We start from the raw sequence: 12,993 nt of genomic DNA on the forward strand, positions 1-12,993 counted from the left end.
TGCCAAGTCGCCGGATCGGCGTGCATGAGCGCCTTGGTCTTCTCGTGGTTGCGGCTCGGGCCGCCTTCCACCAGGTAGGAGGCGAGCGTGAAGGGCGCACCGGCGAAGCCGATCAAGGCCACAGTGTCGTCCAGTTCCTTGACCAGCAACTCGACGGCCTCGGCAACGGCGCCGACTTCCTCGGGCCGCAGCCGCGGCAAGGCGGCGACGTCGGCGGCGGAGCGGATCGGGTTCTCGATGACCGGGCCCACCCCGCCCACGATGTCGAGTCCGATACCGGCCGCCTTGAGCGGCACGACGATGTCGGAGAAGAGGATGGCCGCATCGACGCCGTGCCGCCGCACCGGCTGCAGGGTGATCTCGCAGACCAGCTCGGGGTCGAAGCAGGACTCGAGCATGCCGCGTCCGGCGCGAATTTCCCGGTACTCGGGCAGCGAACGGCCGGCCTGCCGCATGAACCACACCGGTCGGCGCGACGGCCGCTGACCGGTCGCCGCGGCGAGGAAGGGAGACTGGCTCAATTGTCGGCGCGTCGGGTAATTAAGCGCGGCCGATCCTGGCTTTGTGCTCATCACCAGCCATGTTCTCACGTCCGAACGTGCCGCCACGGCGCGCCTCCGTACTACCGGGTCCGCACCGCAACGCCCTCCTGCGGCGCGCCTACTTCGCAACGTGCACCGACGGGTCTAGCGTGCCGGTTTGTGACAAAGCCCGGATCTCCCGCCGAGCCAGCACAGTTTCGCGCCGCAATCGACGCGATGCATGCGGCGACCGTTCACCCGGGGATCGAACTCGGGCCGATCCGGCCGCCGCAACGGCTGGCTCCCTTCTCCTATGCCATTGGTGCCGAGGTCAGCCATCCGGAATCCGATCACGTCCCCGAGCAGTCCGAGGGCGACGCGTTCGGCCGGCTGATCCTGCTCTACGACCCCGAGGGCGACGAGGCCTGGAACGGCACGAGGCGGCTGGTGGCCTATATCCAGGCCGATCTCGATGCGGATGTTGCCGTGGATCCGCTCCTGCCCGAGGTGGCGTGGAGCTGGCTGACCGAGGCGCTCGAATCCCGGTCCGAACCACTCAACGCGCTCGGCGGAACGGTGACTGCGACAAGCTCGGTCCGATACGGCGACATCGCCGGTCCCCCGCGTGCACATCAGCTGGAGCTGCGCGCATCCTGGACTGCGACCTCATCGGAGCTCGCCCCGCATGTCGAGGCGTTCTGCGAGGTGCTGGCCTACGCCGCGGGGCTGCCGCCGGTCGGCGTCACCGAACTCGGCAACCGCACTCGCGCATAACAAGCGGCGCGTCGGATCGCGTTCATTCGCGGCCGAAATAACTACGATTGCGCCATGGAGCGACTTAGCGGACTCGACGCCAGCTTCCTCTACCTCGAGACCTCGACCCAGCTGCTGCATGTGTGTGGCGTGATCGAACTCGACCCGGCGACCATGCCCGGTGGATATTCGTTCGAGAAGCTGCAGCGCGAGCTCGGTGCCCGGATCCCCCAACTCCCGGGTTTCCGCCGCAAGGTCAAGGACTCCGTGCTCAACGTCGGGCATCCGGTCTGGGTCGACGACGATGATTTCGATATAGAGCGACATTGCCACCGCGTCGCGGTTCCCGAGCCGGGTGACGACGCCGAACTCTCGCGCTTGTGCGCGCATATCGCCAGCCAGCAGCTCGATCGCAACAAGCCGCTGTGGGAGATGTGGGTCATCGAGGGCCTCGCGGATGGCCGCGTCGCGGTCATGTCGAAGATGCACCATGCCGGCGTGGACGGCGTCACCGGAGCGAACATGATTTCGGAGTTGTGCAGCCTCGAACCCGAGGCGCCTCCGATCGACACCGAGGAAGGCGCCGACGCGGCCGGTAGCGGGGGCACCGTCGAGATCGCGATCGGCGGCCTCGCCGAAATGGCTTCCCGCCCGGTCAAATTCGCGCGGGCCCTGTCCAATTCCATTCCTGTACTGCCGGCCTGGGTCACCCGAGCGCAGAAGGGTGAGGCGATGCCTGCGCCGTTCACGGCGCCCCGCACTCCCTTCAACGGCACCATTACCGGGCATCGGTCGATCGCCTGGGTGCAGCTCGACCTCGACCGCGTGAAGGCGGTCAAGAACGCATTCGGGGTGAAGGTCAACGACGTTGTCCTGGCCATGGTCGCCAGCTCGCTGCGGATGTACCTCGAAGACCACGGTGAGCTGCCGGAGTCCTCGCTCGTCGCGATGGTCCCGGTGTCGGTGCACAACAAGTCCGACCGGCCCGGCACGAACAAGGTCAGCGGCATGTTCAGCGAATTGCGCACCGACATCGAGGATCCTGCGCAGCGGTTGAAAGCGATCGCAGAAGCCAACGAGGTCAGCAAGGAGCACAACGAGGCACTCGGCGCGAGTCTGCTGCAGGACTGGGCGCAATTTGCCGGTCCGGCGTTGTTCGGCGCGGCGATGCGGATCTACGCCACGCTCAAGCTCGCCGAGCGGCATCCGGTGATCCACAACCTCGTGGTCTCCAATGTGCCGGGACCGCCGGTTCCGCTGTACTTCCTCGGCGCCCGGATCACCGGGCTGTTCCCGCTCGGCCCGGTGTTCCACGGCGCGGGCCTGAACATCACTGTGATGTCACGCGAGGGCCAGCTCGACGTCGGTCTGATCGCGTGTCCCGAGCTTGTGCCCGATCTGTGGTCGTTGGCCGAGACGTTCCCCGACGCTCTCGACGAGCTCGTGACGGCATCAGGATCGATCCCCGACGAGGGTTGAGCGCGGCGTTCCGTAGAGTCGGTAAGCATGCCGGATGCAAGCGAGTCGGTGGCCGACCAGGCTCCCGTGGACGCGCCGACGCCGCTGCTGGTCCCGGCAGATGGCGTCCCCGCGGTAGTGGAATCCTCGGCGGGTGTCCGCGCGGCCGCGGAACTACTCGCCGGAGGGCATGGACCCCTCGCAGTCGATGCCGAACGAGCCTCCGGATTCCGCTACTCGAACCGCGCCTACCTGGTGCAACTCCGGCGCGCGGGCGCCGGCACCGTGCTGCTCGACCCCATTCCTGTCGCGGCCGATCTCGCGCCGCTGGCAGAGGTGATCAACCCGCTGGAGTGGATCCTGCACGCCGCGGACCAGGATCTCCCCTGCCTCGCCGAAATCGGGCTGCGTCCCACAGCCCTCTACGACACCGAACTCGCCGGTCGGCTCGCCGGTCTCGAGCGAGTCGGCCTTGCGCCGATGGTCGAGCGGCTGCTCGGCTACGAGTTGCGCAAGGGGCATGGCGCCGCGGACTGGTCGCTGCGCCCGCTACCGGACGATTGGCTCAACTACGCAGCTCTGGATGTCGAGGTGCTGCTGGAGCTGCGCTCGGCGATCGACGAGATTCTCACCGGCCAGGGCAAGGACGGCTGGGCCGCCGAAGAGTTCGAGTACGTGCGAACCCGGCCCGCCGCAGCGCCGAAACCGGACCGCTGGCGGCGGACATCGCAGATCCACACGCTGAAGGCGCCGCGACAGCTCGCCGTCGTGCGCGAACTGTGGACCGCGCGGGACAAGCTCGCTTCCGAGCGCGATGTCGCACCTGGCCGGGTACTGCCCGATTCGGCGATCGTCTCCGCAGCCGGGACCGATCCCAAGTCGGTTGGGGAGCTACGCCGCTTGCCCATCTTCGGTGGACCACGGCAACGTCGTAATTCGCGGCTATGGATGGAGGCGATCGAGCGTGCACGTGCGCTTGCGCCGAACGAGCTACCTCCGGTGAACCAGCAGCAGGACGGCCCGCCGCAGGTGAACCGTTGGGCCAAGCGGGATCCCGAAGCGGCCGCCCGCCTCACCGCCGCCCGTGCGGTGATGGCCGAACTCGGCGACCAGTACTCGGTGCCGGTGGAGAACCTGCTGTCGCCCGAGTTGCTGCGCCGACTGTGTTGGGATGGCGTCGATCCGACGAGCGCGACGCTCACCGACGACGTCGACGCGTACCTCACCACCGGATCGGCCCGCCGATGGCAGCGGGAACTCGAAGTGCCCGGGCTCGCGACTGCGCTGAAGAACGCTCAGCCCGCGGAAGCCGCGCAAGCCTCCGACTAACAGCTGCGAATTGCGTTCGCGGGCACGAAATTTCGCCCCGCGAACGAATATTGACCGGTGTTAGGGGGCGAGGTCCGCGTCACTCGGAAGCGAGACGTTGCTCGCCGGAGCACTTCCGGCATCCCTGGCATTGTCGAAGCGGGCGACCCATCCGGTGATGCGCAGCGCGACATCCTGAGCGGTCAGCCCGAGTTCGCGCAGCACCTGATCACGCGAGGCGTGCTCGAGGAACTGCTGCGGAACACCGATCTCACGGCTGGGCACATCCACGTCGGCCGCACGCATCGCCGCCGACACCGAGGCGCCGGCGCCGCCGTGCACTCCACTGTCTTCGACGGTTACGACAAGCCGGAAGTTCGCGGCAAGCTCGACCAGCTCCGGAGCGACGGGCAGCACCCAACGCGGGTCCACGACCGCCGCGGAGATGCCCTGCTGCTCGAGCCGCTGTGCTGCTTCCAGCGCGAGCCCTGCGAACGGGCCGACCGCCACGATCAGCACGTCGCCGGACAGCCCGGACGCACCGTTGGTGCCGCTGCCGTCCGCCGTGCGCAGCACGTCGACGCCGCCGACCTGCGCGACCGCGGGGATATCGGCACCGATCGAGCCCTTCGGGAAGCGCAGGGCCGTCGGACCGTCGTTGATCTCGAGCGCTTCGCCCAGCTCGGCGCGCAGCGTCGCTGCGTCGCGCGGCGCCGCGACTCGCATGCCGGGAACGATGCCGAGGATCGACAGGTCCCACATGCCGTTGTGGCTCGCACCGTCGGAACCGGTGATGCCCGCCCGGTCGAGCACCAGCGTGACCGGCTGTTTCAACAGCGCCACGTCCATCAGCAGCTGATCGAAGGCGCGGTTGAGGAAGGTCGAGTAGATGGCGACGACCGGGTGCATCCCGCCCAGCGCGAGACCGGACGCGGAGGCGACCCCGTGCTGCTCGGCAATGCCGACGTCGAAGGTCCGCTCGGGGAAGTGCTCTCCGAACGCGGCCAGGCCGGTCGGGCCGCCCATCGCCGCGGTGATCGCGACGACGTCCGGGCGTTTGCGTCCCTGCTCGATCAGTTCGGCGGAGAACACCGACGTCCAGTCCGGCGACGCCGAACCGCTGCCGACCGACTGTCCGGTGAGCGGATCGATCGGGCCGCACGAGTGCATCTGGTCGGCCTCGTGCGTCTCGGCGGGCTCGTAGCCCATGCCCTTGCGGGTGACCGCGTGCACGATGACCGGTCCGCCGAAGTCCTTCGCCCTGCGCAGCGCGGACTCGAGCGCCTGTTGGTTGTGGCCGTCGACCGGGCCGAGGTACTTGATACCGAGATCGGTGAACAGCACCTGCGGGCTCAGTGCGTCCTTGAGACCGGCCTTCACCGCATGCAGGAACGAGTAGGTGGTGCGGCCGATCTTGGGCAATTGCTGCACATAGTGCCTGCCGAAATCGAGCACGCGTTCGTACCCGGGCTGAAGCCGCAACGACGCCAGGTGGTCGGCGAAGCCGCCGATCGTCGGCGCGTACGAGCGACCGTTGTCGTTGACGACGATCACGACCGACCGGTTCTCACCGGCGGCAATATTGTTCAGCGCCTCCCAGCACATGCCGCCGGTGAGCGCACCGTCACCGACGATCGCCACGACGTGCCGATTCTGGCCGGTGAGCTCGAATGCCTTCGCCATGCCGTCCGCGTAGGACAGGGCGGCCGAGGCATGCGAGGACTCGATCCAGTCGTGCTCGCTCTCGGCCCGGCTCGGGTAGCCGGACAGGCCCTCACCCTTGCGCAACGTGTCGAATTGGTCCTTACGACCGGTGACAATTTTGTGCACATAGGACTGGTGACCGGTGTCGAACAGCACCGGATCGGTCGGCGAATCGAAGACGCGGTGCACAGCGAGAGTCAACTCAACGACGCCGAGGTTGGGCCCGAGATGGCCTCCGGTGGCGGAGACCTTCTGGACCAGGAACTCGCGGATCTCGGCCGACAGTTCGGCCAGCTCGGCGGTATTGAGACCGCGCAGATCGTCGGGCGAGTCAACCCTGGAAAGTAGCCCCAACGAAACGCTCCTCGTCGTCGGATCCGCATCCCCTGCGGACCATTACTTTGGTGCAAGTGTACGGAGAATCGGCGCGAGCGACTCCACCGCAGCGCGGTGCGTGTGCCATGTCCGCCGCTCAAGGTTTATTCGGCGCCACGCGGACAGCAGATTTGTCCGGTTTCGCGGATCGCAAAGGTGCCACCAATCACGTATCCGTGGCTACTGTGACCGCATGCGCAACGTCGTCGCTCAGCTCGTCGAGGACGTATTCGAACACTGCCGAGCCGATCACAGCGGCGGTCCGGCGGACTACATTCCCGAACTCGCCGCCGTGGATCTGGACGCCTTCGCCATATGTCTGGCAACCAGCGACGGCCACCTGTACACCGCCGGGGACGCCGACCATGCCTTCACCATCCAGTCGGTGTCCAAGCCGTTTACCTATGCGCTTGCGCTGACCGAGTGCGGCCAGGACGCCGTGGCGCAACGCATCGACGTCGAACCCTCCGGCGAACCGTTCAATGAGATCAGCCTCGATCCGCACAACGGCCGGCCCCGGAACCCCATGATCAATGCCGGCGCGATCACCGCCGCGTCCCTCATACCGGGCGCGACGGTAGCCGAACGGTTCGAGCACATCCGCGGCTACTACTCCCGCTTCGCCGGGCGCGAGCTGGCCATGGACGAGGCGGTCTACACCTCGGAGGCCCGCACCGGGCACCGCAACCGCGCGATCGGGCACATGCTGCGCTCGTTCGGAATCGTCGACGGCGACCCCGATGAGGCCGTCGACCTGTACTTCCGGCAGTGCTCGATCGAGGTCACTGCCAGGGATCTAGCGATGATGGCGGCGACGCTGGCCAACCATGGGCGCAACCCGATCACGAATGACGAGGTGCTGAGCCCCGAGCTGACCCAGCAGGTGCTGTCGGTGATGACGACGTGCGGGATGTACGACGCCGCCGGTGACTGGGTGACCGCAGTGGGCATGCCCGCCAAGAGCGGTGTGAGCGGAAACGTGCTCGCGGTGCTGCCCGGGCAGGTCGGTGTCTCGGTGTTCTCGCCGCGGCTCGACGCGCACGGCAACAGCGTGCGCGGTGTGAACGCCTGCCGGGAGCTCTCACGCCGCCTCGAACTGCATTTCCTGCGGGTGACCCGCGAGGCACGCTCGACGATCCGGTCCAGCCACGGCGTGGGCTCGGTGCCTTCGCGGCAGCGCCGCACGCCCGCGGAGGCCGATGTGCTCGAACTGTGCGGTCATCGCGCCCGGGTGTACGAGCTGCACGGCGACCTCCTGTTCGCCGGCACCGAGATCGCGGTGCGCGAAATCACCTCGCACAGCGACAATCTCGACGCGCTGGTGCTCGATCTGCGCCGCGTCGACGACATCAGCGTTGTCGCGCAGAGCCTGTTGGGCAAGATGCGGCGCGCGCTCTCCGAGCAGGGTTGCGAATCCGCTCTCATCGACCCGGAGCGACGCGGCAAGGCTGCCGCCGACGATCGCGTTTTCATCGACCTCGATTCGGCCACGCAGTGGTGCGAGGACCTGCTGCTTGCCCGGCACGGCAAGGGTGTGCGCGTCCCGGACCGGATCGAACTGGCCGAGCACCCGCTGATCGCCGGACTGGACCAGACGGCGTCGGATCACCTCATCGGCGAATTCGACGTCCGCGATTACGAGCCGGATGAGCTTGTGGTGCAGCGCGGTTCGCCACGGTCGGGGCTCTTCCTGATCCTCGGCGGCCAGGTGAGCACGACACTGCCGGGCGCCGACGGCCACGTTCATCGGGTCGCGACGCTGGGGCCCGGCATGTCGTTCGGTGAGATCCCCATGCTGGTTGGCGGTGAGACCCTCGCCGACACGCACGCCAGCACCGCGGCCCGCGTGGCGGTACTCCCGCCGGACCGCTTCGATCGGCTCGCGGCCGATGCTCCCCAACTGAAACTGCTTCTGCTCGAACGCCTTGCCGCCACGGCCTACGAGCAGCTCGGTAGCGCGGTGCGGATTCTCGCGGGGCGCTCGGATATCGACTGATGCGTCAGAGTTATTGCAGAGCAATAAGTTTCGAGAATCGAATCACATGCAGAATGCCTTCCTCCATATTGCGTCGAGGAAGGCACCTGCGGATCGGCCTCGGCGATTCAGAGGTCCGGGATTCGGAGAACCTGACCGAAACTCAGGTCGTCGTTCACCGAGAGGTGATTCGCGGCGGCGATGAGCGCGTCCATGGAGCAATCTCCGTAGAACTGTTCCGCTACCGACGACAGCGTGTCTCCCACCGTGACGCGGTATTTCTGACTGAGCCCCGGGATCAACAGCACCTGCCCGACCCGGATGAAATCCGGGTTGAGGATGTCGTTCGGGATCGCAATCACCATGAACAGGCTGCCGTCGCCATAGAAACGGTTGGCCAGCCCGGACAGCGTGTCGCCTGATACGACCTTGTACTTCTTCGACATGATCTTGCCTCTCTCTTCCACGCCACCCGACGTGATGACGTGAAAGAGATGGTGGGCGGGCCGACGGCAGACCGAATGAGTAGCGCACTACGCCAATCTCGTGCGCTCCAGCGAAAGTAGCGAGTAGCCCGAACGGGGTCGTGCGGCCGCGCCTCGACACCACCCTCTCGATTTCGTGTCGCCGGACGATCGCCGGAAATTCGATTGCGGGCATCTGCGCAATCGGACAACCTGGACAGAGCACATTCGCCAACCAGGCAAGGACACATTCCCATGCTCGCGATCGAAACGCGCGGACTCGTCAAGCGGTTCGGGCAGACCACCGCGGTGGACGGTATCGACCTCGCTGTCGAGACCGGCGGCGTCTTCGGCGTGCTCGGCCCGAATGGTGCAGGCAAGACCACGACCATTCGGATGCTCGCGACGCTGCTGCGGATCGACGACGGCAGCGCCACCGTGCTCGGCCACGACGTCACCCGCGAACCCGGCACAGTGCGCTCCAAGGTCGCGCTGACCGGGCAGTTCGCTGCCCTTGACGAGGACCTGACCGGTCACGAGAACATGGTGCTGCTCGCGCGGCTCTACGGTTTCTCCTGGTCCGCGGCCCGCAAGCGCGCGACGAAACTGCTCGAGGCGTTCGAGCTCGACGAGGCCGGCCAGCGGTCTGTGAAGACCTACTCGGGCGGCATGCGGCGCCGGCTCGACATTGCCGCGAGCATCGTCGTCACGCCCGAGCTGATCTTCCTCGACGAGCCGACCACCGGGCTCGACCCGCGCAGCCGCAATCAGGTGTGGGAGATCGTCCGATCCCTCGTCGCGGGCGGCACGACCGTGCTGCTCACGACGCAATACCTCGACGAGGCCGATCAACTCGCGGATCGGCTGGCAGTGATCGACCGCGGCAAGGTCATCGCCGAGGGCACCACCGGTGAGCTCAAGGCATCGGTCGGTGCGGGTGCGCTGCACGTGCGGGTGATCGACGCTGCGCAGCGCGCCGAGGCGGCGGCCGTGCTGGGTCGCGTGCTGGCCACCGATGTCGTGCTCGAGAGCGACCCCGCCTCGCTCACCGCCCGGTTGCCTGATCCCGATCTCGCTGCCGCGGCGTTACCGGCGCTGCAGCAAGCTCGTATCCCGATCGCCACGTTCGCACTCGGCCAGCCGAGCCTCGACGAGGTCTTCCTGGCGTTGACCGGCCATCACGCCGAATCAGATTCCGACAGCGATCAATCCGACGCGTACGAGAGGAGCGCATCATGACGACCGTCAGCGACCGCCCCGCGAGCCTGGACATTCGTTCGGTCCTGCTCGATCCAGCCGAACGTCCGGACCGGGCGGGGGCGTTGTCGACCTCGCTGTCGTTCGCGTGGCGCGCGGTGCTGAGGATCAAGCACGTCCCGGACCAGTTGTTCGACGTGACGATGTTCCCGATCCTGTTCACGCTGATGTTCACGTACCTGTTCGGCGGCGCGCTGGCGGGATCGACGGAGGTGTACCTGCAGTACCTGCTGCCGGGCATCATCGTGCAGACCGTCGTGATGATCACCATGTACACCGGGGTGTCGCTCAACAAGGACATGGAGAAGGGCGTCTTCGACCGGTTCCGCTCGCTGCCGATCTGGCGGCCCGCCCCGCTGATGGGGGCGCTGTGCGGAGACATCGTGCGCTACTGCATCGCGATCACCATCAGCATCGTGGTCGGCCTGATCCTCGGGTTCCGGCCGCACGGCGGCGTGCCCGGTGTCCTGGCTGCGGCCGCGCTGGTGCTGGTGTTCGCCTTTTCCATCTCGTGGATCTGGACGATGTTCGCATTGCTGCTGAGTACCGAGCAGTCCGTGATGGTGGTGTCCTTCCTGGTGCTGTTCCCGCTCACGTTCGCCAGCAACATCTTCGTCGACCCGGCCACCATGCCGGGCTGGCTCGAGGCGTTCGCGAACGCGAACCCGATCAGCCATCTCGCGACCGCCGCGCGCGGGCTCATGGAGGGCGACGTCGAGATCGACGAGATCGGCATTGTGCTGGGCTGGAGTGCACTGCTCGTGGCGATCTTCGGACCGATCACGATGCGGCTCTACAACCGCAAGAGCTGACGCGCAGCGCGCCGGTTCCGATTCGGTGCGGACCCGGCGCGCTGTTTGCCGCTCGCACTCCTCCGCGCAGCAGGCCCCATGGCGCCGCTCGCAGATTGCCCCCTCGCCGCACACTTCCTGTCCTCCCGCAGAGGTTTCCGCACCCTGGAACGTCTGCGGGGCGACAGGAAGTGTGCGGCGAAAGGGGGACCTGTCGAGAACAGTGCGATGGCAAAGGCTGAACCCGGCGAGAACAGCGCTGGGGAACGATCAGTGCTGTCGGTTCGGCTGCGCCTCAGCGGGTGAGCAGGCCGATGCACTCCACATGATGGGTCAGCGGGAACGCGTCGAATGCGCGCAGTTCACTCAGCTCGTAGCCGTGCTCGCGGTACAGCGCAACGTCGCGAGCGAATGACGCGGGGTCGCAACCGATGTGCACGATCCGCTGCGGGGCACGCTCGGCGAGCGCGGCCACCACCGGGCGCCCGGCGCCGGACCGTGGCGGGTCGATCACCACCACCTCGGGATCACCTGCCAACTCCCCCACCACGCGCTCGACCCGTGCGGAGCGCAGCTGGACCTGAGGCAGGTCGACGAGCGCGATCGCCCCGTCGTCGACGGCGCCGCGCGCGGATTCCAGCGCCCGCACCGCTCCGCCCGGCCCGACCTGATCGGCGAGGCGCGCCGCGAAAACTCCCACGCCGCTGTACAAATCCCATGCCACAGCACCGGGCGATGCGGCAGCCCATTGCGCCACCACATCCGAATATGTCTGTGCTGCACCGCGATGCGCCTGCCAGAAGCCTGTCGCATCAAGTTCCCAGGTTCGGCCGGAGACGGTTTCGTGCGCCCGGCCACTGCCGATCGCGACCTCGTGGTGGCGCGGCCGGTTCGCGGCTGCCCGCCGGGCCATCGCCCCGCGCCGGCCGCTGCTGGCCTTTCCGGTCCGCGACACCTTCGCGGGCTCGAGCACCACCACATGCCGCTGGCCCGAACCATCGACCGCGACCTGCAATTCCGCGCCGGGCTCCCACTGCGATTCGGCGATATCGGCCATCGCGCCGGAAACCGGCTGCGGACAGCGCAGGTCGGCGATGACATCGTTGCTGCGGTACCGGTGCACGCCGGCACGGCCATCGCGATCTACCGCGAGCCGAACCCGGGTGCGCCAGCCGGTCCCGTCACCGGTGTCCGGCAGCTCCTCCACCTCGACCGAGCGCTCGATCCCGGCGAGGCGCTGCAACTGCTCGGTGACGACGTCGACCTTGAGCGCGCGCTGCGCCGCCAGCGTTGCGTGCGAGAAATCGCAGCAGCCGGCGCCGCCCGGCCCTGACACCGGGCACAGCGCGGGCACCCGGTCCGGCGAAGCCTCGAGCACCTCCACCGCATCAGCCCGGCAGAATGCGCCGCCACGGTCCTCGGTCACCGTCGCGCGCACGAGCTCGCCCGGCAGTCCGTGCCGGACGAACACCACGCGTCCCTCGTGCCGCCCGACACAGAATCCGCCATGCCCCGGCTTACCCAGCCGGATCTCGAATGACTCTCCCGCCCAGTTCATTTCGCGGCTACTTGCCATCCGGCGCGTTGCCGTCGGGGCGGTCGGTGAATCCGCGCCGGGTGACACCGGGAGCACTGTCCCAATGGGCGCGCTTGGCGTGCTCGGAGGAGTTGAGCTGCCACGGCACGCTGGTGACCATCACGCCCGGCTCGAACAGCAGTCGGCCCTTCAGTCGCAGTGCGCTCTGGTTGTGCAGAATCTGCTCCCACCAGTGGCCCACCACGTATTCGGGGATGAAGACGGTCACCACGTCACGCGGCGAATCGCGTCGCAGCCGCTTCACGTAATCGAGCACCGGCTTGGTGATCTCGCGGTAGGGCGACTCGATCACCTTGAGCGGCACGGTGATATCGCTCTGCTCCCATTTGCGAACGAGCGAGCGAGTGTCCGGTTCGTCGACGTTCACGGTGATCGCCTCGAGCGTGTCCGGCCGTGTCGCCCGTGCGTAGGCCAACGCGCGCAGCGTCGGGGTGTGCACCTTCGACACCAGCACGATGGAGTGGGTGCGGCTCGGCAGCACGCCCTCCCACTCGTGCTCGTCGAGTTCCTTCGCGACCGCGTCGTAGTGCCGTCGGATCAGGGTCATCATTCCGAAGATCACCGCCATCGTGACGATCGCAATCCACGCCCCGGCAAGGAACTTCGTGATCAGCACGATGGTCAGCACGGTCACGCACAACGCCAGCCCGACGGCGTTGATCACCCGCGAACGCTTCATACGCGCCCGCGACTCGGGATCGGTCTCGTTCCTCAGATGCCGTGTCCAGTGCCGGATCATGCCGGTCTGGCTGAGCACGAACGAGACGAACACGCCGACGATGTAGAGCTG

General features: G+C 67.3%; 10 protein-coding genes and 1 pseudogene. 6 read left to right on the forward strand and 5 right to left on the reverse strand.

All coding sequences use genetic code 11. From position 1 onward, the window contains the following. Positions 1 to 572: uroporphyrinogen decarboxylase family protein (locus A8G08_RS25650; protein ID WP_281182186.1), on the reverse strand; the 572-nt coding region annotated here is incomplete at its 3' end. 129 nt (positions 573 to 701) lie between these two features. On the opposite strand from A8G08_RS25650, the gene A8G08_RS25655 reads away from it, so the two are divergent. The 3 genes from A8G08_RS25655 to A8G08_RS25665 are packed head-to-tail and all read left to right on the forward strand — an operon-like array spanning position 702 to position 4,061. Further along, on the forward strand, positions 702 to 1,295 hold the full coding sequence (locus A8G08_RS25655; RefSeq protein ID WP_084436879.1) for a DUF3000 domain-containing protein: 594 nt from the start codon (positions 702 to 704) through the stop codon (positions 1,293 to 1,295). Positions 1,296 to 1,349: 54 nt separating this feature from the next. Continuing rightward, positions 1,350 to 2,753, forward strand: a complete 1,404-nt coding sequence (locus A8G08_RS25660; protein WP_068280714.1) for a WS/DGAT/MGAT family O-acyltransferase — start codon at positions 1,350 to 1,352, stop codon at positions 2,751 to 2,753. Positions 2,754 to 2,780: 27 nt separating this feature from the next. Next, on the forward strand, positions 2,781 to 4,061 hold the full coding sequence (locus tag A8G08_RS25665; RefSeq protein ID WP_068280716.1) for an HRDC domain-containing protein: 1,281 nt from the start codon (positions 2,781 to 2,783) through the stop codon (positions 4,059 to 4,061). A 60-nt stretch (positions 4,062 to 4,121) separates the two neighbouring features. On the opposite strand, the gene dxs is transcribed toward A8G08_RS25665, so the two are convergent. Then, positions 4,122 to 6,098 (reverse strand): 1-deoxy-D-xylulose-5-phosphate synthase, encoded by a 1,977-nt coding sequence (dxs, locus tag A8G08_RS25670; RefSeq protein WP_084436880.1) that lies wholly within the window; start codon positions 6,096 to 6,098, stop codon positions 4,122 to 4,124. 214 nt (positions 6,099 to 6,312) lie between these two features. Between dxs and glsA the strand changes: the two genes are divergently transcribed. Then, positions 6,313 to 8,115, forward strand: coding sequence for a glutaminase A (glsA, locus tag A8G08_RS25675; protein WP_068280718.1), 1,803 nt, complete (start codon positions 6,313 to 6,315; stop codon positions 8,113 to 8,115). A gap of 107 nt (positions 8,116 to 8,222) precedes the next feature. On the opposite strand, the gene A8G08_RS25680 is transcribed toward glsA, so the two are convergent. Then, the gene (locus A8G08_RS25680) at positions 8,223 to 8,540 is read right to left on the reverse strand and encodes a LysM peptidoglycan-binding domain-containing protein (RefSeq protein WP_068280719.1); all 318 of its coding nucleotides are present in this window, start codon (positions 8,538 to 8,540) and stop codon (positions 8,223 to 8,225) included. Between the two features lie 273 nt (positions 8,541 to 8,813). Here A8G08_RS25680 and A8G08_RS25685 point away from each other — a divergent pair, with 273 nt between their 5' ends. Next, positions 8,814 to 9,797, forward strand: a complete 984-nt coding sequence (locus A8G08_RS25685; protein WP_068280720.1) for an ATP-binding cassette domain-containing protein — start codon at positions 8,814 to 8,816, stop codon at positions 9,795 to 9,797. Beyond that, positions 9,794 to 10,627: an ABC transporter permease gene (locus A8G08_RS25690; protein WP_068280721.1), complete on the forward strand. Its 834-nt coding sequence runs from the start codon at positions 9,794 to 9,796 to the stop codon at positions 10,625 to 10,627. Before A8G08_RS25685 ends, A8G08_RS25690 begins: the two co-directional genes overlap by 4 nt. A 274-nt stretch (positions 10,628 to 10,901) precedes the next feature. Here the strand turns inward: A8G08_RS25690 and A8G08_RS25695 are convergent, their stop codons facing one another. Both A8G08_RS25695 and A8G08_RS25700 read right to left on the reverse strand, forming a co-directional pair. Next, positions 10,902 to 12,164 (reverse strand): class I SAM-dependent RNA methyltransferase, encoded by a 1,263-nt coding sequence (locus A8G08_RS25695; RefSeq protein ID WP_157108807.1) that lies wholly within the window; start codon positions 12,162 to 12,164, stop codon positions 10,902 to 10,904. Between the two features lie 7 nt (positions 12,165 to 12,171). Next, positions 12,172 to 12,993 (reverse strand): annotated as a pseudogene (locus tag A8G08_RS25700) (APC family permease); the annotation flags it as partial.

Source organism: Aldersonia kunmingensis (assembly GCF_001646865.1).
Taxonomy (GTDB): Bacteria; Actinomycetota; Actinomycetes; order Mycobacteriales; family Mycobacteriaceae; genus Aldersonia; species Aldersonia kunmingensis.